18 protein-coding genes and 1 riboswitch are annotated in these 20,592 nt (G+C 71.8%); of the genes, 8 read left to right on the plus strand and 10 right to left on the minus strand.

The window, feature by feature from the left end; translation table 11 throughout:
- The first annotated feature begins 179 nt into the window (after positions 1-179).
- Entirely contained in the window at positions 180-317 is a 138-nt protein-coding gene (locus ABZ449_RS22865) for a hypothetical protein (RefSeq protein ID WP_360348759.1), read from the plus strand.
- Positions 314-1,459: a methyltransferase domain-containing protein gene (locus tag ABZ449_RS22870; protein WP_360348762.1), complete on the plus strand. Its 1,146-nt coding sequence runs from the start codon at positions 314-316 to the stop codon at positions 1,457-1,459. The genes ABZ449_RS22865 and ABZ449_RS22870 overlap by 4 nt, the downstream gene beginning before the upstream one ends.
- Here the strand turns inward: ABZ449_RS22870 and mnmA are convergent.
- Positions 1,449-2,585 (minus strand): tRNA 2-thiouridine(34) synthase MnmA, encoded by a 1,137-nt coding sequence (mnmA, locus tag ABZ449_RS22875; RefSeq protein WP_360348765.1) that lies wholly within the window; start codon positions 2,583-2,585, stop codon positions 1,449-1,451. The two genes, ABZ449_RS22870 and mnmA, sit on opposite strands and share 11 nt — an antisense overlap.
- Before the next feature lie 81 nt (positions 2,586-2,666).
- Complete coding sequence (locus ABZ449_RS22880; RefSeq protein ID WP_360348768.1) at positions 2,667-3,848, minus strand: cysteine desulfurase family protein; 1,182 nt, start codon at positions 3,846-3,848, stop codon at positions 2,667-2,669.
- Positions 3,849-4,055: 207 nt separating this feature from the next.
- On the opposite strand from ABZ449_RS22880, the gene ABZ449_RS22885 reads away from it, so the two are divergent.
- A complete protein-coding gene (locus ABZ449_RS22885) occupies positions 4,056-4,832 on the plus strand; it encodes an IclR family transcriptional regulator (RefSeq protein ID WP_360348771.1) in 777 nt (258 codons plus the stop codon).
- Here the strand turns inward: ABZ449_RS22885 and ABZ449_RS22890 are convergent.
- Positions 4,738-5,397, minus strand: coding sequence for a trimeric intracellular cation channel family protein (locus ABZ449_RS22890; protein ID WP_360348774.1), 660 nt, complete (start codon positions 5,395-5,397; stop codon positions 4,738-4,740). The genes ABZ449_RS22885 and ABZ449_RS22890 overlap by 95 nt on opposite strands.
- Positions 5,398-5,524: 127 nt before the next feature.
- Here ABZ449_RS22890 and ABZ449_RS22895 point away from each other — a divergent pair, with 127 nt between their 5' ends.
- Positions 5,525-6,910 carry an acyltransferase gene (locus ABZ449_RS22895; RefSeq protein WP_360348777.1) on the plus strand — a complete coding sequence of 462 codons (1,386 nt, stop codon included), beginning with the start codon at positions 5,525-5,527 and terminating at the stop codon, positions 6,908-6,910.
- 76 nt (positions 6,911-6,986) lie between these two features.
- Here ABZ449_RS22895 and ABZ449_RS22900 read toward each other — a convergent pair whose 3' ends face one another.
- The 7 genes from ABZ449_RS22900 to ABZ449_RS22930 form a co-directional block, all read right to left on the minus strand.
- Positions 6,987-8,066: a dipeptide ABC transporter ATP-binding protein gene (locus ABZ449_RS22900; protein ID WP_360348780.1), complete on the minus strand. Its 1,080-nt coding sequence runs from the start codon at positions 8,064-8,066 to the stop codon at positions 6,987-6,989.
- A gap of 34 nt (positions 8,067-8,100) precedes the next feature.
- Positions 8,101-9,171 (minus strand): ABC transporter ATP-binding protein, encoded by a 1,071-nt coding sequence (locus tag ABZ449_RS22905; protein ID WP_360348783.1) that lies wholly within the window; start codon positions 9,169-9,171, stop codon positions 8,101-8,103.
- A complete protein-coding gene (locus ABZ449_RS22910) occupies positions 9,168-10,178 on the minus strand; it encodes an ABC transporter permease (protein ID WP_360348786.1) in 1,011 nt (336 codons plus the stop codon). Before ABZ449_RS22910 ends, ABZ449_RS22905 begins: the two co-directional genes overlap by 4 nt.
- A 98-nt stretch (positions 10,179-10,276) precedes the next feature.
- Positions 10,277-12,049, minus strand: coding sequence for an ABC transporter substrate-binding protein (locus tag ABZ449_RS22915; protein WP_360348789.1), 1,773 nt, complete (start codon positions 12,047-12,049; stop codon positions 10,277-10,279).
- Between the two features lie 88 nt (positions 12,050-12,137).
- Entirely contained in the window at positions 12,138-13,127 is a 990-nt protein-coding gene (locus ABZ449_RS22920; RefSeq protein WP_360348792.1) for an ABC transporter permease, read from the minus strand.
- Positions 13,128-13,572: 445 nt separating this feature from the next.
- On the minus strand, positions 13,573-14,499 hold the full coding sequence (locus ABZ449_RS22925; protein ID WP_360348795.1) for an enhanced serine sensitivity protein SseB C-terminal domain-containing protein: 927 nt from the start codon (positions 14,497-14,499) through the stop codon (positions 13,573-13,575).
- 119 nt (positions 14,500-14,618) lie between these two features.
- Entirely contained in the window at positions 14,619-15,425 is an 807-nt protein-coding gene (locus ABZ449_RS22930; RefSeq protein ID WP_360348798.1) for an enhanced serine sensitivity protein SseB C-terminal domain-containing protein, read from the minus strand.
- 210 nt (positions 15,426-15,635) lie between these two features.
- A riboswitch (glycine riboswitch) is annotated at positions 15,636-15,737 on the plus strand.
- A 229-nt stretch (positions 15,738-15,966) separates the two neighbouring features.
- On the opposite strand from ABZ449_RS22930, the gene gcvT reads away from it, so the two are divergent.
- The 4 genes from gcvT to ABZ449_RS22950 all read left to right on the plus strand — a co-directional run bounded on the left by gcvT (position 15,967) and on the right by ABZ449_RS22950 (position 20,462).
- Positions 15,967-17,088: a glycine cleavage system aminomethyltransferase GcvT gene (gcvT, locus tag ABZ449_RS22935; protein WP_360348801.1), complete on the plus strand. Its 1,122-nt coding sequence runs from the start codon at positions 15,967-15,969 to the stop codon at positions 17,086-17,088.
- A gap of 100 nt (positions 17,089-17,188) precedes the next feature.
- Positions 17,189-17,563 carry a glycine cleavage system protein GcvH gene (gcvH, locus tag ABZ449_RS22940; protein ID WP_360348804.1) on the plus strand — a complete coding sequence of 125 codons (375 nt, stop codon included), beginning with the start codon at positions 17,189-17,191 and terminating at the stop codon, positions 17,561-17,563.
- An 85-nt stretch (positions 17,564-17,648) separates the two neighbouring features.
- Positions 17,649-18,929 carry a serine hydroxymethyltransferase gene (glyA, locus tag ABZ449_RS22945; RefSeq protein ID WP_360348807.1) on the plus strand — a complete coding sequence of 427 codons (1,281 nt, stop codon included), beginning with the start codon at positions 17,649-17,651 and terminating at the stop codon, positions 18,927-18,929.
- Positions 18,930-19,094: 165 nt separating this feature from the next.
- Positions 19,095-20,462, plus strand: a complete 1,368-nt coding sequence (locus tag ABZ449_RS22950; RefSeq protein ID WP_360348810.1) for an L-serine ammonia-lyase — start codon at positions 19,095-19,097, stop codon at positions 20,460-20,462.
- The last annotated feature ends 130 nt before the right edge of the window (positions 20,463-20,592 follow it).

Consider the following 20,592-nt stretch of genomic DNA (forward strand, 5'->3'; position numbering starts at 1 on the left):
CCCCCGCTCGCGCCGCCGAGCCGGCGGCGCGAGCGGGAACACCAACCCACCTCTCCCCTACGCGAAGGAGCACCGCCATGCCCTGGCCCGAGCCGAAGCCGCCCCCGCCGCCCCCGCCGCAGAGCCCGCGCACGCCCAGGCCCCCCGACAGGTAGTCGACAACCAGCAAGGAGCCCCCCATGGGTTGGGGAACCGACAAGCCCAGTGACGGCAAGCACGGCGGGAAGAAGGACCCGGGCACGAGCAAGCCCTCCCCCGACAGCGCCCGCCCGGCGCCCGAGCCGAAGCACAAGCAGAAGGACGGGACCACCAAGTGACGCATCGACCGGAGCAGGCCGCGAACAGCGCCCTGCTCCGGGCCGTCGGCGACGCGCTCGACGGCCCGGTCCCCCGCGAGTGGCAGGCGGCCGTCACCGCCGTCCCCCGCCACCACTTCCTCCCCCACCGCGTCTGGCTGCCGGATGCCCAGGGCACCTACGAGCCCTGCGACCTCTCCACCGACCACGACCGCTGGTTCGAGGCGGCCTACGCCGACGTCCCGGTCGTCACCCAGGTCAACGACGGCCAGCCGCCACCCGACCCCACCGATGTCTGGCCGTCCTCCTCCGCCTCGGCCCCCTCGATGGTCGTCCGCATGCTCCGCGACCTCGATGTCCGCCCCGGCATGAACGTCCTGGAGATCGGCACGGGCACCGGATGGAACGCGGCACTCCTGGCCCACCGCCTCGGCGCCGGTCACGTCGCCTCCGTCGAGGTCGACCCCGACGTCGCCCGGAAGGCCTGGGCGTCCTTGAACGCCGCGGGCCTCGACGTCGAAGTGGTCTGCGGGGACGGCGCCGACGGCTGGCCCCTCCGGCAGCCGTACGACCGGATCCTCTCCACCTGCTCGGTCCGCCGCGTCCCATGGGCCTGGATCGAACAGACCCGGCCCGGCGGAATCATCCTCACCCCATGGGACAACCCCATGCTCTGCTGGGGCCTGCTGAAGCTCACCGTCGAACCCGGCCGGGCCCTCGGCCGGTTCAGCCCGCACTCCGCCTTCATGCTCATGCGCGGCCAACGGCAGGACCTGCGGATCTACCGTGACGTCTTCCGGGACGAGCACGTCCCGGAGGAGTCCGAGACGGTCCTGTCACCGCACGACATCACCGGCGACCAGTGGGAGGCCAGGTTCGCCCTCGGTCTGCACGTCGGCGACGTCTGGACCGCATGGGACGACGAGCGGCTCTGGGTCGCGACCACCGACACCCGCTCCTGGGCGGCCGTCGACGCGGACGGTGATCACCCCACCGTCCGGCAGTACGGCCCGCGCCGTCTCTGGGACGAGATCGAGGCCGCCCACCGCTGGTGGGAGGAGCACGGCTGCCCGGGCCCCGAGCGTTTCGGGCTCACGGTCACCGAGGAGTCCCAGTGGGCCTGGCTGGACCGGCCCTCTCAAGTCCTCCCGCTCAGGCGGTGACGGCCGGGCGCTCGGTGGTGGCGATGGTGGCGGAGCCGACGACGCGGGTGCCGTCGTAGAGGACCACGGCCTGGCCGGGGGCGATGCCGCGCACCGGGGTGTCGAGTTGCACGCTCAGCTCGCCGTCGACGACCGAGGCGCTCACCGGCACCTCCTCGCCGTGGGCGCGCAACTGGGCGGTGTAGCGGCCGTCCGCGAGGGGCTCGGTGCCGCACCAGCGGGGGCGGATGGCGGTGAGGCCGGTGACGTCGAGGCCCTCGACCGGGCCGACCGTCACGGTGTTGTTCACCGGGGAGATGTCCAGCACGTAGCGCGGCTTGCCGTCGGCGGCCGGGCGGCCGATCCGCAGGCCCTTGCGCTGGCCGATGGTGAAGCCGTACGCGCCGTCGTGCTCACCGAGCTTGGTGCCGTCGACGTCGAGGATGTCGCCGGTCGCGGTGCCGAGGTGCTTGGCCAGGAAGCCCTGGGTGTCGCCGTCGGCGATGAAGCAGATGTCGTGGCTGTCGGGCTTCTTGGCGACGGCCAGGCCGCGGCGCTCCGCCTCCTCGCGGATGGCTTCCTTGGTGGTGTCGCCGAGCGGGAAGAGGGAGTGGGCGAGCTGGTCGGCGTCGAGCACGCCGAGCACGTAGGACTGGTCCTTGGCACCGTCGACGGCCCGGTGCAGCTCGCGCGAACCGTCCGGCAGGTCGACGATCCGGGCGTAGTGGCCGGTGCAGACGGCGTCGAAGCCGAGGGCGATCGCCTTGTCCAGCAGCGCGGCGAACTTGATCTTCTCGTTGCAGCGCAGGCACGGATTGGGCGTGCGACCGGCCGCGTACTCGGCGACGAAGTCGTCGATCACGTCCTCGCGGAAGCGCTCGGCGAGGTCCCAGACGTAGAAGGGGATGCCGATCACGTCAGCCGCGCGCCAGGCGTCCCGGGAGTCCTCGATGGTGCAGCAGCCGCGCGCGCCGGTCCGGAAGGACTGCGGGTTGGCGGAGAGCGCCAGGTGGACGCCCGTCACCTCGTGCCCCGCTTCGACGGCGCGGGCGGCGGCGACGGCGGAGTCGACTCCGCCGGACATCGCCGCGAGCACGCGCAGACGGCCGGTGGACGGAGTGGTCGGGGCACCCGGGAAGTCAGTCATGGTGAGTACAAGCCTACGGGTCCGCCGGACATGCCCGCCCGCGCGAGGGAACCACCGCACACGCCCGCCCGCGCGGGAGTGCTACCGCCGCACCGACGCCAGCCCGGCGTTGCGCGCCCGCTCGACGACCGGCCCGATGGCCTTCCCCAGCGCGGTGACGTCCTCCGGCACCGAGGTGTGCCCGAGCGAGAACCGCAGCGAGGCGCGCGCCAGCAGCGGGTCGACGCCCATCGCGAGCAGCACGTGGCTGGGCTGCGGCACCCCGGCGGAGCAGGCCGAGCCCGTCGAGCACTCGATGCCCTGGGCGTCCAGCAGCATCAGCAGCGCGTCGCCCTCGCAGCCGGGGAAGGAGAAGTGCGCGTTGGCGGGCAGCCGGCCCTCGGCCGACGGGTCGCCGTTGAGCACCGCGTCCGGCACGGCGGCCAGCACCGAGGCCACCAGTTCGTCCCGCAGCGCGCCCAGGGTGACGGCGTGCTCGGCCCGCCGCTCCACGGCGAGCGCCGCAGCGGCGGCGAAGCCGGCCGAGCCGGGGGCGTCGAGGGTGCCGGACCGCACGTCGCGCTCCTGCCCGCCGCCGTGCAGCAGCGGGACGGGCGCGGCGCCCCGGGAGAGCAGCAGCGCGCCGATGCCGAACGGGCCGCCGATCTTGTGCCCGGTGACGGTGAGCGCGGTGAGGCCCGACTCGGCGAAGGAGACCGGGACCTGACCGAGCGCCTGCACGGCGTCGGCGTGCACCGGAATGCCGTACTCGGCCGCCACGGCGGTCAGTTCGCGCACCGGCTGGACGGTGCCGACCTCGTTGTTGGCCCACATCACGGTGACCAGCGCCACCGCGGCGGGGTCCCGCTCGATCGCCTCGCGCAGCGCCTCGGGGTGCACCCGGCCGTACCCGTCCACCGGCAGGTACTCGACGTCGGCGCCCTCGTGCTCGGAGAGCCAGTGCACCGCGTCCAGCACCGCGTGGTGCTCGACGGGGCTGCACAGCACCCGGTTGCGGGCCGGGTCGGCGTCCCGGCGGGCCCAGTACAGGCCCTTGACCGCCAGGTTGTCGGACTCGGTGCCGCCGCCGGTGAACACGATCTCGCTGGGGCGCGCGCCCAGCGATTCGGCCAGCGATTCCCGGGACTCCTCGACGACCCGGCGGGCCCGGCGGCCGGCCGCGTGCAGGGCCGAGGCGTTGCCGACCACCCCCAGGTGCGCCGTCATCGCGGCGATCGCCTCGGGCAGCATCGGCGTGGTCGCCGCATGGTCCAGGTATGGCATAACCATCCGATTGTAGAGCGCGGCGCCGCGCGGCCCTCCGGGGCTACGCATCGATCCGGCCACGGCCCGCCTCCCGACCGTGCCGCCGACCGCACACCGGCCCGGACGCACCACTGCCGGACGGCCGCGTCCGGCAGTGGTTTGTACCACTGAGCCACCCACCGGTTAGCCTGACGCCACCAGTCAGCCGGATCCACGGGGAACGCCATGTCGCAGTCGGTCGACCGCGCGCTGACCCTGCTCGACGCACTCGGCGACGCGCCGCTCTCGCTGGAGCAGGCCGCCAGCAGCCTCGGGGTGCACAAGTCCACCGCCCTGCGGCTGTTGCGCACCCTGGAGGAGCACGGCTTCGCCCGCCGCCAGCCCGATCTGCGCTACCGGATCGGCGGCCGGGTGCTCTCGCTGGCGCACCGCGCGCTGGAGGACTTCGACGTCCGGCAGGTCGCCGCGCCGTACCTGGCCGCGCTCAACGCCCGCTGCGGCTACACCGTCCGGCTGGCCGTGCTGCACGACGGCGAGGTGCTCTACCTGGACGAGGTGGCCGGGCCGCCGGGCTCCGAGCCCTCCCGGATCGGGCGCCGGGCCCCGGTCGACGGGACGGCGGTCGGCCGGGTGCTGCTCGCCGGGCTGTCCGCGGACGACGCCCGCGGACAGGAGCTGCCGGAGGAGTTGGCGGCGGTGCGCCGCCGGGGCTGGGCGGCCGAGTCCCGCGAGCACCGGGAGCCGGTGACCTGCGTGGCCGCGCCGGTCGCGGGAAGCGGCGGACGGACGGTCGCGGCCTGCGCGCTGAGCGCCCCGGCGAGCGAGGTGCCGCCCGCCGAACTGGCCCGGATGGTGCCGGAACTGCTCTGCACCGCCGAGGCGATCTCGCTCGCGTACGGCGGCTCGCCTACTCCTCGCTGGTGCGAGAACCGTTGCGGTGCCAGGCCCGCGGGGCACGCCAGCCGTACTTCAGGGCGAGCATCCGCAGGCCGAAGGCGGTGAGCGCGGCCGCGGTGCCGGTCAGGCCGGTGAGGCGGTTCGCGCCGATCAGCAGCGCGACCACGGTGGCGCCGACCAGGGCCGGGACGGCGTAGATCTCGCGGTCCCAGCGCAGCAGCGAGGGGATCTCCCCGGCCAGCACGTCGCGGATCACACCGCCGCCGGCCGCGGTCACCATGCCGAGCGCGATCGCCGCGACCGCGCCGAGCCCGAAGTCGTGGGCCTTGGCGGTGCCGGTCACGCAGAACAGCCCCAGCCCGAGCGCGTCCAGGGTCTGCACCGCCCGGTTGATCCGCTCGACCTCCGGGTGCAGGAAGAACACCACCAGCGCGGCGGCCAGCGGGGTCACGAAGTAGCCGAGGTTGGTGAACGCGGCGACCGGGGTGGCGCCGATCACCAGGTCGCGCATCACCCCGCCGCCGAGGGCGGTGACCTCGGCCAGCACACAGATGCCGAAGATGTCCATGTTCTTGCGGACGGCGAGCAGACCCCCGGAGAGGGCGAAGACGAAGATGCCGACGAGGTCCAGCGACTGCTGCACGTCGGTCGGGAAGAGCTGGGATGTCACCGTCCATGTGTACCCGATTCGCCCGGGTGTTCCGGTGACTGCTCACGCTCCGGACACGAACGTCCGACGCGCGGCCCGGCGGAGCCCGCGCGCCGTGGGGCCGGACGGATTCCGCTAGCCTCCGCCTGTGAAGCTCGTGAAGCGCCCGTCGACGCCGAACTCACCGTCGCGCTCGACGCCGAAGCCACCGCCGCGGTCGACGCCGAAGCCACCGGACTCCCCCGCCGCCTCCCGGCTCGGCTGGCTCGACGCGCTGCGCGGCATCGCCGCCCTCGCCGTCGCCATGCACCACTTCGGGCTGCTCGACAAGATCCCGCACGCGGGGTGGGTGCCGCAGTACCTGGACCTCGGCTTCTTCGGCGTGATGCTGTTCTTCCTGGTCAGTGGGTACATCATCCCGGCCTCGCTGGAACGGCGCGGCGACGTCCGGGCGTTCTGGACCGGACGCCTCTTCCGCATCTACCCCGCGGTGGCCGTCGCGGTGGCGGCGAGCCTGCTGGTGCTGCCCCGCAGCGGCCAGATCGTCCAGGGCTTCGCCTTCGACCACCCGGCGCTGTCGCTGGCCGCCAACGGCCTGCTGCTCCAGGACCTGCTGGGGGTGCCCAGCGCGCTCGGGGTGATGTGGTCGCTCACCTACGAGATGGTCTTCTACTACTTCGTGTCCGCCCTCTTCGTACGGGGTTGGCACCGCAACAGCGCGCCGATCGCGGTCGGCTTCGCGTCCGTCGCCCTGGTCCTCGGCACCTGGCTGCCGGTCGGCGGCCTCTCGGTGGACCCGGCTGCCACCCGGCACCTGGTGGCCGCCGGCGGGATCGTGGTGCTGATGGCGCTGGCCTGCATCGCCACCGCCCGCCCGGACCTGACCCGTTGGGGCGCGTCACTGCTCGGCGGCCTGGGCCTGGTCCTGATCACGCTGAACAACCGGACCTTCGGCTTCGAGACCATGCTGATCTTCGCGACCATGTTCGCCGGCACGGTGCTGTACCGGCTGGAGCACGGTCGGCTCGACCGGCTCCCGGCCCTGCTCTGCTGCGCCTTCGTGATCGTCACCGGCGTCACGGTCGGCTACCTGTACAACCGCGACACGGTGCTGTGGCACACCTGGACGCCCTCCTGGCAGGCCTTCTCGTACGCCTACCTGGCCGCCTGGGCGCTGTTCGCGGGCGCCATGCTGCTGCGCCGCCGTCGCTTCCCGCGCTGGCTCAGCGGACTCGGCACGATCAGCTTCTCGGTCTACCTGCTGCACGGCCCGCTGATGTTCCTCCTCGGCTGGAAGCTGCAGAGCTTTCCGCCGATCGTCGGGCTGGAGGGGCAGGCCGCGCTCACCCTCGGCTACCTCGGGGCGCTCGTGGTACTCGCCTACCTCTCGTACCGGCTGATCGAGATCCCCTTCCAGAACCTCGGCCGCCGGGCGGTCAGGGCGATGAACCGCCGCTTCCCGGCGCCCGCCCCGACGCCGCTCGCCACCGCCGCCCCGGGGCCCCGCGAGCCCGAGCCGACCGGCGGCGCCTGACCCGCGGACGCCGGAGAGGCCGCCCGCCCGGGATTCCCGGGCGGGCGGCCTCTTTCGTGCGAGTTGCCCGCGGACCTCAGGCGGTGACGTCCGCCGAGGCGTTCCCCTCGCCCGGCTCGGGGAAGTGACAGGCCACCTGGTGCCCGGTCTCGAGCGCCGTCAGCACCGGCTCCTGGCTCGCGCACACGTCCTGTGCCTTCCAGCACCGGGTGCGGAAGCGGCAGCCGCTGGGCGGGTTGATCGGCGAGGGGACGTCGCCCTTGAGCAGGATGCGGTCGCGGCCCGCGCGCTGGCGGCGGCGCGGGTCGGGGACGGGCACGGCGGACATCAGCGCGTTGGTGTACGGGTGCATCGGGCTGCGGTAGAGCGAGTCCCGGTCGGCGATCTCCACGATCTTGCCGAGGTACATCACCGCGACCCGGTCCGAGACGTGCCGGACCACCGAGAGGTCGTGCGCGATGATCAGGTAGGTCAGCCCGAGTTCCTGCTGGAGGTCGTCCAGCAGGTTGACCACCTGGGCCTGGATCGAGACGTCCAGCGCGGAGACCGGCTCGTCCGCGACGATCATCTTCGGCTTCAGGGCGAGCGCCCGGGCGATGCCGATGCGCTGGCGCTGGCCGCCGGAGAACTCGTGCGGGTAGCGGTTGTAGTGCTCGGGGCTGAGCCCGCACAGCTCCAGCAGCTCCTGGACGGCCTTCTTGAGCCCGCCCGCCGGCACCGCGTCCTGGAGCCTGAACGGCGCGCCGACGATGGTGCCGACGGTGTGCCGGGGGTTCAGCGAGGAGTACGGGTCCTGGAAGATCATCTGGATGTCGCGGCGCAGCGGCCGCATCGCCCCGACACCCAGGTGGGTGATGTCGGTGCCCTCGAACTCGATGCTCCCGCCGGTCGGTTCGTCGAGCCGGGTGACCAGTCGGCCCATGGTCGACTTGCCGCAGCCGGACTCGCCCACGACGCCCAGCGTCTCGCCGGCGTTGACCGTGAAGTCGATGCCGTCGACCGCCCGCACCGCGCCGGTCTGGCGCCGCAGCAGCCCGCTGCGGATCGGGAAGTGGCGGGTGAGGCCGGCCACCTTCAGCAGCGGCTCGCGGCCGGGGGCGGGTGCCTGCGACGCCCCTTCTCCGTGGGCGGCCGGGGCCGTCTGAGTGTCCGTCATCGGTTCTCTCCAGAAAGGTGGTACGAGGCCGGGCTCACAGCCGGGGCGCGATCTCTTCGGCGAAGATGCGGTGCCGTTCGCCGGCCGCCAGGTGGCAGGCCGCGAAGTGCCCGGGCGCGGCCTCGGCCAGCACCGGGACCTCGCCCGTGGAGCGCCCGCCGGTCTGGCCGGCGTACGGGCAGCGCGGGTGGAAGGCGCAGCCGGACGGCACGTTGATCAGGCTGGGCGGGGTGCCCTTGACCGGCACCAGCCGGTCCTGGAGCTCCCGGTCCAGTCGCGGCATCGATCCCAACAGCCCCCAGGTGTACGGGTGTTCGGGGGCGTCGAAGAGGGTCTCGGCCGGGCCGCGCTCGATGCACTTGCCGCCGTACATGACCAGGATGTCGTCGGCCAGCTCGGCGACCACCCCGAGGTCGTGGGTGATGATGATGACGGCGGAGCCGAACTCCTCCTGGAGGTCGCGGATGAGGTCCAGGATCTGCGCCTGGACGGTGACGTCCAGGGCGGTGGTGGGCTCGTCGGCGATCAGCAGCGAGGGGTCGTTGACCAGCGCCATGGCGATCATGGCGCGCTGACGCATGCCGCCGGAGAACTGGTGCGGGTAGTCGTCCACCCGGCGGTCGGGCTGCGGGATGCCGACCCGGTCGAGCATCTCGACCGCGCGGGCCCTGGCCTGCTTCTTGGAGGCCTGGGGGTGGTGCACCCGGTACGCCTCGACGATCTGCTGCCCCACGGTGTAGTAGGGGTGCATCGCGGTCAGCGGGTCCTGGAAGATCATCGCCATCTCCCGGCCGCGCAGTTGGCGCACCCGGTCCGGGCCGGCCGCGATCAGGTCCTCGCCGCCGAGCCGGATCTCACCGCTGATCCGGGCCCGCTTGGAGCGGTGCAGGCCCATGATGCCCAGCGAGGTGACGGACTTGCCCGAGCCGGACTCGCCGACGATGCCGAGGGTGCGCCCCTTGTGGAGGTCGAAGCTGACCCCGTCCACCGAGCGGACCAGGCCGTCGTCGGTGTCGAAGTGGATCCGCAGGTCGCGCACCGACAGGAACGGGTCGCCCGACGGGGCCTGCGCGGCGTCCGCCGGGGTCTTCTGGAGGTCGGTCACGAGAGCCTCACCCGGGGGTCGACGAGGGCGTACAGGAGGTCGACCACGAGGTTGCAGGCGACGATGAAGAAGGCGGCGAGCAGGGTGACGCCGAGGATCTTGGGCAGGTCGTTGTCGGAGATCGCCTGGACGGCGAACTGGCCGACGCCCTGGAGCGAGAAGACCTGCTCGGTGATCAGCGCACCGCCGAGCAGCAGCCCGAGGTCCATGCCGAAGATGGTGACGATCGGGGTGAGCGCGGCGCGCAGTCCGTGCCGGGCGACGACCTTGCGCTCGACCAGGCCCTTGGCCCGGGCGGTGCGGATGTAGTCCTCGCTCATGGTCTCCAGCATTCCGGCGCGGGTGAGCCGGGCGTAGAGCGCGGAGTAGAGGAAGGCCAGCGAGATCCAGGGCAGGATCAGGTTGCGGGCCCACATCAGCGGGTCCTCGGTGAAGTCGACGTAGTGCAGGTTGTCCAGGATCGGCCACTCGTAGCTGAACAGCGTGAGCAGCAGCGCGCCGGTGAAGAAGACCGGCAGCGAGACGCCGGCGAGCGCGACGCCCATGGAGAGCCGGTCGAAGATCGAGCGCGGCTTGAGGGCGGAGACGACACCGGTGGCGACGCCGGAGACCAGCCAGAGCACCGCCGCGCCCGCGGCGAGCGAGATGGTGGTCGGGATGCGCTTGGTCAGCTCGGGCCAGACCTCCAGGTGGTTCTTGAAGGAGTAGCCGAAGCAGGGCACGTGGCAGGTGGCCGGCTCGGGTCCGAACTTGTACTCGGCGCCGCTGACCAGCCCCTTGAGGAAGTCCCAGTACTGGGAGTACAGCGGCTCGTCGAGGCCGAGGTTCTTCTTGACCGCGGCGATCGCCTCGGGCGAGGGGTTCTTCCCGATGTACTGGGCGGCCAGTTGGTCGGCCGTCTCTCCGGCGAGTCGCGGGAGCAGGAAGAAGATCGCGAAGGTGACGGCGCTGACGACCAGCAGCAAAATCGCCGCCGCGATGATCCTGCGGATGATGTAGGCAAACACAGTTGGGCGGCTCCGGCGGCCCGCCGCCGTCCGGGATCCTCCGGACGGCGGCGGGCGCCGCTGCCTTCACCTGCCTTCAGGGATGCGGAGCCAGGCTCTTACTTGGTGGTGCCGATGTTCAGGTAGTCGTACTCACCCGAGAACGCCGAGGTGGAGACCATGTTGGTGGCGTTGTCCGGGCGGTACAGGAAGACCTTGAAGTAGGTCAGCGGGACGTAGACCGCCTGCTCCATGACCTTCTTGTCGATGTCGCCGTACATCTTGTCGCGGGCCGCCTTGTCGGGGTTGATCGCGACGTCGTCGATCAGCTTGTTGACCCCGGGGTCGTCCAGCTGGGCCAGGTTGTTGTTGCCGGACGGCTTGATGGTGCGGCCGTCGACGATCTGCTGGAGGAAGCCGTAGCCAGTCGGCCAGTCGGCGCCCCACTGCATCATCATCAGGCCGATGTTGTGCTCGGCGGCGAACTGCGGCGAGCCGGCGCTGTCGGTCAGGTACTTGCCCTGCGGGTACTGCTGGATCTCGGCGTTGATGCCGACCTTCTTCAGCGCGGCCTGGATCGAGGTGGCCGCGGCGACCTCGGTGGCGCGCTCGGTGCGGGCCGACAGGACGGTGTTGATGCCGCCCTCCTTGCCGCAGGCCTTCAGGGCCTCCTTGGCCTTGGCCTCGTCGCCCTTGTTGTCCTTGGTCTCGTACAGGTTGAAGTCCTGGTGGCCCGCGATGTCCGGCGGGAGCACCGTGTTGGCGATCTGGCCGCGGATCGGGCCGCCGACCGCGGTCTGCACCGAGACCTTGTCGACCGCGTACTGGACGGCCTTGCGGCACTCGATGTTGTCGAACGGCGCGAGCTTGGAGTTGATCGCCATGTACACCAGACGGCCGCCGTAGGCGTTGTCGGTGCTGGCCTTCAGCTTCGGGTTCTGCAGGATCTGCGCCTGGGTCTGCGGGTCGACGCCGCCGCCCACCAGGTCGACCTGGGCGTTGCCGGCCAGCAGGTCCTTGTCGATGGTGGCCTGGTCGATGTTCATCTTGAGCACGAGCTTGTCCGCGAGCTGCTTGCGGATCGGGTCGGTGCTCGGGTCCCAGTTGGTGTTGGGCACCAGGACGGCCTGCTTGCCGTCCTCGTAGCTCTCGAACTTGTAGGAGCCCGAGGACACGATCTTCTTCACGTAGTCCGCGCCGGTGTCCTTGGCCTGCGGGACGGGCGCGGTCTGCGGGGCGCTGACCAGGTAGTCGAAGTCGGCGAAGGGGTGCTTCAGGTGGAAGACGATCGTGGTGTCGTCGGGCGTCTCGATCGAGTTGAGGCCGCCCTCCTTGTCCTTGTACGGCCCCGCGTACGGCGTGGCGTTGTCCACCAGCAGGTCGTGGAAGTAGACCGGGCCGTTGGAGTTCACCTCCAGCGCGTAGTTCGAGCGCTCGATGGCGTACTTGACGTCCTTCGAGCTGATCGGGGTGCCGTCGTCGTACTTCAGCCCCTTGCGCAGCTTGTACGTCCAGGTCAGGCCGTCCGCGCTCGTCTGGCCCATCGACTCGGCGAGGTCGGGGACGAGCTTGTTGCCCTCCTCGCCCGGCGCCGGGTTGAAGGTGGTCAGCGGGCGGGCGTACAGACGCGAGAAGTTGTAGATGTACGCGTAGTACGTGTTGCCCGGGTCGAGCGAGTCCGGGGTGCCCTTCATCTCGAAGGTCACCGTCCCGCCCTTCTTGTCCGAGGCGTTGACGATGCCCTTGGTGGCCGCGTTGGCACCGGAGCCGCCCTCGGCGGAACCGGAGGCCGAGGAGGAGCCTCCGCTCTTCGACGAACTGGTGCAACCGGTCACGACCAGGACCGCGGCGGCGGCCGCCGCGGTCAGGGCGACGGTACGGGACCTACGCATGGGTGAGATCAACCCCTTGGGGATGTGGAGGCGGTGGAGAGGGAACTGACGCACCGTCGTATGACGCATGGTCAGAGAGGGACGCGTGTCAGTTGCTCTTGGGATCGAGGGCGTCGCGCAGGCCGTCGCCGAGCAGGTTGAAGGCGAGCACGGTGATGAAGATCGCCAGACCGGGGACCACCATGTACTGGGGGTCCACCTGGTAGTACCGGATCGCGTCCTGGAGCATCCCGCCCCAGGAGGCCTGCGGGGGCTGGATGCCGACGCCGAGGAAGCTCAGCCCGGCCTCGAAGAGGATGTTGGTCGGGATCAGCAGGGTCGAGTAGACCAGGATCGGACCGACCAGGTTGGGCAGCAGTTCCTTGAACAGGATGAACGGGCCGCGGGCGCCCAGGCTGCGGGCGGCGTGGACGAACTCCCGCTCGCGCAGCGAGAGCGTCTGTCCGCGCACGATCCGGCCCATGTAGGGCCAGTTGAAGAAGCCGATCACGAAGATCAGCACCAGCATGTGCAGCGGCAGACCGTGCAGGCCGAACGCACCGCCCTGGAGCGAGGTCGAGATCGCGATCGCGAAGAGCAGCAGCGGGAACGCCAGGAAGACGTCCATCACCCGGCTGATCAGGGTGTCCACCCAGCCGCCGTAGTAGCCGGCCATGATGCCGAGCACGGTGCCGATGGTGTTGGACAGCAGGGTCGCGCCGAAGGCGACCAGCAGGGAGACCCAGGAACCCTCGATGACGCGGGTGAGCAGGTCACGACCCTGGAGGGGGTCGACACCGAGCGGGTGCTCCCAGCTCATGCCGCCCCAGTCACCGAACGGCAGACCGCCGAGGTCGGCGTCCAGCAGGTCCTGGTTGAGGGCGTCCGGGTCCAGCCCGAACATCGACTCGATCGGCTTGGCCAGCACGGCGAGCAGGATCAGCAGGATCACCACGACGCCGCCGGCGACGGCGGCCTTGTCCCGCTTGAAGCGGGTCCAGGCGATCTGGCCGAGGGAGCGGCCCTCGATCTTCTTGGCCGGGCTCGCGGCGGCGGGTGCCTCCGGCTCGTTCCCGGCGGTGGTCACGGATGCGGTCATGGTCAGTTGGTCCCCTCGCCGACGGTGGCCGGCCCACGGGTGCCGGTCGCCGGCTTCGGCGGTGCGGCTGCGGACGTGCGGAGGTGCTTAGGAGGAGCGGGTGTTGACGGCAGTGCGTCGTGCACGGGGCACTGCCACCACGCGGGATGGGCGTCGCGTGGACGGGCTGTCGGCGTGCGCGCTCACCTTTGTGGGGTTCAGCACGCGCGGTGCGTTGCGCAGAACTCTCTGCCATCCGAACTGGCTTGCGCCAGCCCTGCCAACCGACAGATGCCCAACTGTGATCTGCGTGCATGCACCTCCCGGATCGTCGGCATATACCTCTTCACATGGCTGTAGCCGCCATGTCAAGATGACCGGGTGACACATCCGGAAATTCGTCCGGAAAGCATCGAAGCCGACTTGACGGACAATCAAGTCGGCTTCGGAGAATGGGTTTTGGGAATCAGCGCCCGGGGTAGCCGGGCCACGGCCGCTGCGGCGGCTGCTGCTGCCAGCCCTGCGCCGGCGGCTGGGTGCCGTACCCGTAGCCCGGCATCGACTGCCCCGGGTACGGCGGCGGGGGCACCGGCGGGTACGGGCCGGTCGGCGGGCGGCCCGCCTCCCGGTCGAAGAACGGCCGCGCGTTGGCACGCATCCACAGCGCCACCGGGTCGAACTCGTCCGACATCGCCACCGTGGACACCGCGAGCCCCTCCGGGGCCACCGCGATCGCGCGCTGCATCAGCGCCCGCACCGCCTCCACCGCCGGCGGCGAACTCTCGTACAGGTCGAGGCCGATGGCCAGGTACGGCTCCCCGACCGCGGGCTGCACCCAGGCCCGGCGCAGCGCCCGGACCGCGCGCACCTCGGCGGCCTGCCGCTCCAGCAGCGCGAAGAACGGCTGGGCGTTCAGCTGCGGCTCGCTCAGCTTCAACGGCCCGGCCGGCAGCCGGTCCAGGCCCGCGGCGACCCGTCGCAGGTCCGCCCAGGGCACGCCGACGCCGCCGCCGGGCGCGTGCGGGTTGAGCCACAGGCCCCAGCGGGTGCGGTAGAGCGAGGCCGCGATCTCCCGGCCGGAGATGACCTCGTGGGCCCGCGCCCAGCCGGAGGCGGTCAGCTGCTCGGGCGAGGTGACGGCCGGCGCGTAGCCGTGGCCGCTGATCTCCATGTTCCCGTACTGGGCGTCCGGGCTGCCGGGCGTGCCGTGCCACAGCAGCATCCAGACCTGGCCGTCCGCCAGCGCGTGCAGCAGCCGCTCGTACGCGTCGTAGCGCTCCGGCGCGACGTCGCGCAGGGCGCGCTCCAACGCGCCGGGATCAGCTCCCGGGCGCCCGGCCGGTGCCTGGCCCCAGGGCCCCGGCACACCGCCCGCTCCCGTTCCCGCACTCATGCGCCCACCTCGCCGCGCCTCTTTCCCTCAACCCGCCGAGCCCGTCGGCCGTCTGCACGCACCCTATGGGCGCGGCACCGGCCACCGCCACGGCGACGTGCCTTTGATACGAACCCCGCTCAGACCCGCGAATAGAACGGCAGTACCCGGGTGAGCAGCCACTCGACCACCGGGTCGTCGGCGAGGTCGAGCAGTACGAGGTGGACGCCGCCGGGCAGCGGCGCGGTTCCCAGCGCTCGTCCGAGCGCGTCGTTCACCGCGGCCGGGCCGGCCGGCGCCGCCGGGTCCAGCTGGACGCCCACGAACATCACGGTCGGCTCGCCCTCGATGCTGGCCAGCGCCCTGCGGGCGGTCAACACCCCGGGCAGCGCCGACAGCTCCGCCCGACAGGCGGTCAGGAAGTGCTCCGGGTCCTCGCCCGGCACCGGCTCGCGCAGCGCCACCCGGCCGCCGGTCGGCGCCAGAGCGTCGTCGGCGGCCTCCCAACGGGCGGCATCACGCGGACCGCGGCGCAGCTCGGCGACCCCCTGCGGCGGCACCGGGAGCCCGACGGCCGCCTCCGGGTTCACCGCGATGCCCACGCCCAGCGGCAGCCCGCGGGCGAACTCCCAGACCGGCGCGATCGCGAAGGCCATCCCCGGCGCCTGCTGGAGGAACACCTCCTGCGAGGAGAACACCGGCACGTACGGGTCACCGCCCAGCTCGACGGTCGGCAGGTCCAGCGACTGCCCCTGCGGATCGGCCCCGGCCGGCAGCGGCACCCACACCTGGCTGCGCGCCAGCACCTCCATCACCCGCGCCGTGGCCCCCGGGTCGCCCAGGGCCGCGGTCAGCACCTGCTCCAGCTCGTTGGCCGGCCAGGAACCGCCCGACGGCGCCTCCTCCGGTCCGCCCCACCCCTGCTGCTGCTCCACCGGGTACCCCATGCGCCGCCGATTCCGCCCTCTGCCGGTCGGCCGCCCTCTGCTGCGCCGACGCGCAGCAGTCTAGGGCCCCCGGGCCTTGCTCCTTAGGGCTCGTGTTCGGGTGCCGTGCGGTGTGACCGGGTCCCCCCTCCCCTCTCCGTCCCGGACGTGCCATGATGTGCGCGTCCGACGGCATGCGCCGCGGGCCCCCACAACTCCATACCGGCCGCTCGAACCCGCGCGGGAGAGCCCGGAGTGCCGTTCAGGTACAGCCGGCGCCGAAGGAGCAAGTCCTCCCCGGAATCTCTCAGGCACCCCTACCGCACGGGTTAGGCACATCTGGAAAGCGGCGCCCGGCCCTGTCGTGCGCCCACCCACGGTGCAAGCCGTCATGCTGTCCCCCAAGCTGGAAACAGCTGCGGGCGGTGGGCGGTGAAGCTCTCAGGTTCGACGACAGATGGGGAGACCCACGCCGCCGCATGCCCGCGCGCAGGGTCGGTCCCCGAGCGGGTCCGGTCCGGTGCGTGCACCCCTGAGTGCCCCGACCGAGGAGTTCCTGGCCATGTCGTCCCTCCGCCTGACCGCGCTCGACGCGCTGCACCGCGCCCTCGGCGCGACCATGACCGACTTCGCCGGCTGGGACATGCCGCTGCGCTACGGCAGCGAGCGCGAGGAGCACCTCGCGGTCCGCACCAAGGCCGGTCTGTTCGACCTCTCGCACATGGGCGAGATCACCGTCACCGGCCCGCAGGCGGGCGAGATGCTGGACCACGCGCTGGTCGGCTTCGTCTCCGCGCTGGGCGTGCTGCGCGCCCGCTACACCATGATCTGCGCCGAGGACGGCGGCATCCTGGACGACCTGATCGTCTACCGCCTGCGCGAGGACGCGTTCCTGGTCGTCGCCAACGCCTCCAACGCCCAGCTGGTCCTCGACGAGCTGATCGCCCGCGCCAAGGGCTTCGACGCCGTCGTCACCGACGACCGCGACACCTACGCGCTGATCGCCGTCCAGGGCCCGGAGTCCACCGGCATCCTCGCGGAGACCACCGACGCCGACCTGCCCGGCCTGAAGTACTACGCGATCCTCCCCGCCCGGGTGGCCGACCACGACGTGCTGCTCGCCCGCACCGGCTACACCGGCGAGGACGGCTTCGAGATCTTCTGCCGCCCGGCCGACGCCGAGGAGATCTGGCAGGCGCTGACCGCCGCGGGCGAGGGCCGCGGCCTGATCCCGTGCGGCCTGTCCTGCCGCGACACGCTGCGCCTGGAGGCCGGCATGCCGCTGTACGGGCACGAGCTGTCCACCGACCTCACCCCGTTCGACGCCGGCCTGGGCCGGGTCGTCCGCTTCGACAAGACCACCAACGAGGGCGCCTTCATCGGCCGCAAGGCGCTGGAGCAGGCCGCCGCCGCGGCCGAGACCAACCCGCCGAAGGTGCTGGTCGGCCTGGTCTCCGAGGGCAAGCGGGTGCCGCGCGCCGAGTACACCGTGGTCTCCACCGAGGGCGAGCCGATCGGCCGGATCACCTCCGGCGCGCCGTCCCCGACCCTGGGCAAGCCGATCGCGATGGCCTACGTCGACGCCGCCCACGCCGCCCCCGGCTCCACCGTCGCGGTGGACGTGCGCGGCAAGCACGAGCCCGTCCAGGTCGTGGCGCTGCCGTTCTACAAGCGCGCCCGCTGAGCCTGCACCGAGGCCCCGGTTTTCCCATACACGCACGTCGCGGCCGTCCGCGCGGCGGCCCGCTTCGTCGTACCCGCTTCCCATCCTGGAGAATGACGCCATGAGCAACCCCCAGCACCTGCAGTACACCAAGGAGCACGAGTGGCTGACCGCGGCCGAGGAGGGTGTCTCCACGGTCGGCATCACCGAGCACGCCGCCACCGCCCTCGGTGACATCGTCTACGTGCAGCTGCCCGAGGTCGGCGAGACCGTGACCGCCGGCGAGACCTGCGGCGAGCTGGAGTCCACCAAGTCGGTCAGCGACCTGTTCTCCCCGGTGACCGGCGAGGTCACCGAGGTCAACCAGGACGTCATAGACGACAACTCCCTGGTCAACAGCGCCCCGTTCGAAGGCGGCTGGCTGTTCAAGGTGCGCGTCGAGGCCACCGACGCGCTGCTCAGCGCGGACGAGTACACCGCCTTCATCGGCGGCTGAGAGGTCTGACCGGGGCGGCCACCGTGCGGCGGCCGCCCCGCCCCAGCCGCGGCCCCCTTTCCTCCTCCACCGGGAAGACCACACCATGACGGTTCTCAACCAGTCCCTGCACGCCCTCGACCCGGAGATCGCCGCCGCGGTCGACGCCGAGCTGCACCGCCAGCAGACCACCCTGGAGATGATCGCCTCCGAGAACTTCGCCCCGGTGGCGGTCATGGAGGCCCAGGGCTCGGTGCTCACCAACAAGTACGCGGAGGGCTACCCCGGCCGCCGCTACTACGGCGGCTGCGAGCACGTCGACGTGGTCGAGCAGATCGCGATCGACCGCATCAAGGCGCTGTTCGGCGCCGAGCACGCCAACGTCCAGCCGCACTCCGGCGCGCAGGCCAACGCCGCCGCGATGTTCGCGCTGATCCAGCCGGGTGACACCATCCTGGGCCTGAGCCTGGCCCACGGCGGTCACCTGACCCACGGCATGAAGATCAACTTCTCCGGCAAGCTCTACAACGTGGCCGCGTACCACGTGGACGAGAAGACCGGCCAGGTCGACATGGCCGAGGTCGAGCGCCTCGCCAAGGAGCACCAGCCGAAGCTGATCATCGCCGGCTGGTCGGCCTACCCGCGCCAGCTCGACTTCGCCGCGTTCCGCCGGATCGCCGACGAGGTCGGCGCGCTGCTCATGGTGGACATGGCGCACTTCGCCGGTCTGGTGGCCGCCGGGCTGCACCCGAACCCGGTGCCCTACGCGGACGTGGTCACCACCACCACCCACAAGACCCTGGGCGGCCCGCGCGGCGGCGTCATCCTGTCCAAGGCCGAGTACGCCAAGAAGATCAACTCGGCGGTCTTCCCCGGCCAGCAGGGCGGCCCGCTGGAGCACGTGATCGCCGGCAAGGCGGTCGCCTTCAAGGTCGCGGCCTCGGAGGAGTTCAAGGAGCGCCAGCAGCGCACCCTGGACGGTGCCCGCATCCTCGCCGAGCGCCTGCTCCAGGTCGACGTGGCCGAGGCCGGCGCCAGCGTGCTCTCCGGCGGCACCGACGTCCACCTGGTCCTGGTCGACCTGCGCAACAGCCAGCTCGACGGCCAGCAGGCCGAGGACCGGCTGCACGAGGTCGGCATCACCGTCAACCGCAACGCGATCCCGAACGACCCGCGCCCGCCGATGGTCACCTCGGGCCTGCGCATCGGCACCCCGGCGCTGGCCACCCGCGGCTTCCAGGCCGAGGACTTCCGCGAGGTCGCCGACATCATCGCCGAGGCGCTCAAGCCCGCCTTCGACGAGACCGTCGCCGCCGCGCTGAAGGCCCGGGTCACCGCCCTGGCCGAGAAGTACCCGCTGTACCCCACCCTGGCCAACCAGGAGTAGTCCGGCCCGGTCGGGCTCATCGGATCAGGTGACCGGCCTCACCCCGCCGGCGTACCTGGGACTCCGGGGCACCGCGCACACTGGAGAGTGCGTGCGGTGCCCCGTCCCGTGTCAGCCCTCCCCTGCCAGCAAGTCCTTCCACGAGACCAGACAAGGACGTCCCCCGTGGCCATCAGCGTCTTCGACCTCTTCTCCATCGGCATCGGCCCGTCGAGCTCCCACACCGTGGGCCCGATGCGCGCCGCCCGGATGTTCGCCCGCCGACTGCGCTCCGAAGGCCTGCTGGACGGGGTGACGGGCGTGCGCGCCGAGCTGTACGGCTCGCTCGGCGCCACCGGCCACGGCCACGGCACCCCGAAGGCCGTCCTGCTGGGCCTGGAGGACGCCTCCCCCCGCACCGTCGACGTCGACCAGGCGGACAAGGACGTCGAGCGGATCATCGCCGAGAAGCGGATCAGCCTGCTCGGCGAGCACACCATCGACTTCGACCCGGACAGCCAGCTGATCCTGCACCGCCGCCGCTCGCTGCCGTACCACGCCAACGGCATGACCCTGTGGGCGTACGCGGCCGACGGCTCGACCCTGCTGGAGAAGACCTACTACTCCGTCGGCGGCGGCTTCGTGGTGGACGAGGACGCGATCGGCGCGGACCGGGTCAAGCCCGACGACACCGTGCTGAAGTACCCCTTCCGCACCGGTGACGAGCTGCTGCGGCTCAGCCGGGAGACCGGGCTGTCGATCTCCGGCCTGATGCTGGAGAACGAGAAGGCCTGGCGCAGCGAGGAGGAGATCCGGACCGGGCTGCTGGAGATCTGGTCCGTGATGCAGGAGTGCGTGCGGGCCGGCATGTCCCGCGAGGGCATCCTGCCGGGCGGGCTGAAGGTCCGCCGCCGGGCGGCCGCCGCGGCGCGGGCACTGCGCGCCGAGGGCATCGGGCCGGCCAACGCGATGGAGTGGGTGACCCTCTACGCGATGGCGGTCAACGAGGAGAACGCCTCCGGCCGCCGGGTGGTCACCGCGCCGACCAACGGCGCCGCCGGGATCATCCCCGCCGTCCTGCACTACTACCTGAACTTCATCCCGGGCGCCGACGAGGACGGCATCGTCCGCTTCCTGCTCGCGGCCGGTGCCATCGGCATGCTCTTCAAGGAGAACGCCTCCATCTCCGGCGCCGAGGTCGGCTGCCAGGGCGAGGTCGGCTCCGCCTGCTCGATGGCCGCGGGCGGCCTCGCCGAGGTCCTCGGCGGCACCCCCGAGCAGGTCGAGAACGCCGCCGAGATCGGCATCGAGCACAACCTCGGCCTCACCTGCGACCCGGTCGGCGGCCTGGTCCAGATCCCCTGCATCGAGCGCAACGGCATGGCGTCCGTCAAGGCCGTCACCGCGGCCCGGATGGCCCTGCGCGGCGACGGACGCCACCACGTCTCGCTGGACAAGGCGATCAAGACGATGAAGGAGACCGGCGCCGACATGAAGATCAAGTACAAGGAGACCTCGCGCGGCGGCCTCGCCGTGAACGTCATCGAGTGCTGACCCCGGCGTCCTGACGGACCCCGGCGGAGCCCCGCTCCGCCGGGGTCCGTCGTGTTCTCCGTCCGTTCCCTGTCCGCTCCCCGGCTCAGGCCACGACCGGGCGGGTCGGCCACTGCGCGGGAAGTCGGCC

Source organism: Kitasatospora sp. NPDC005856 (assembly GCF_040629945.1).
Lineage (GTDB): Bacteria > Actinomycetota > Actinomycetes > Streptomycetales > Streptomycetaceae > Kitasatospora.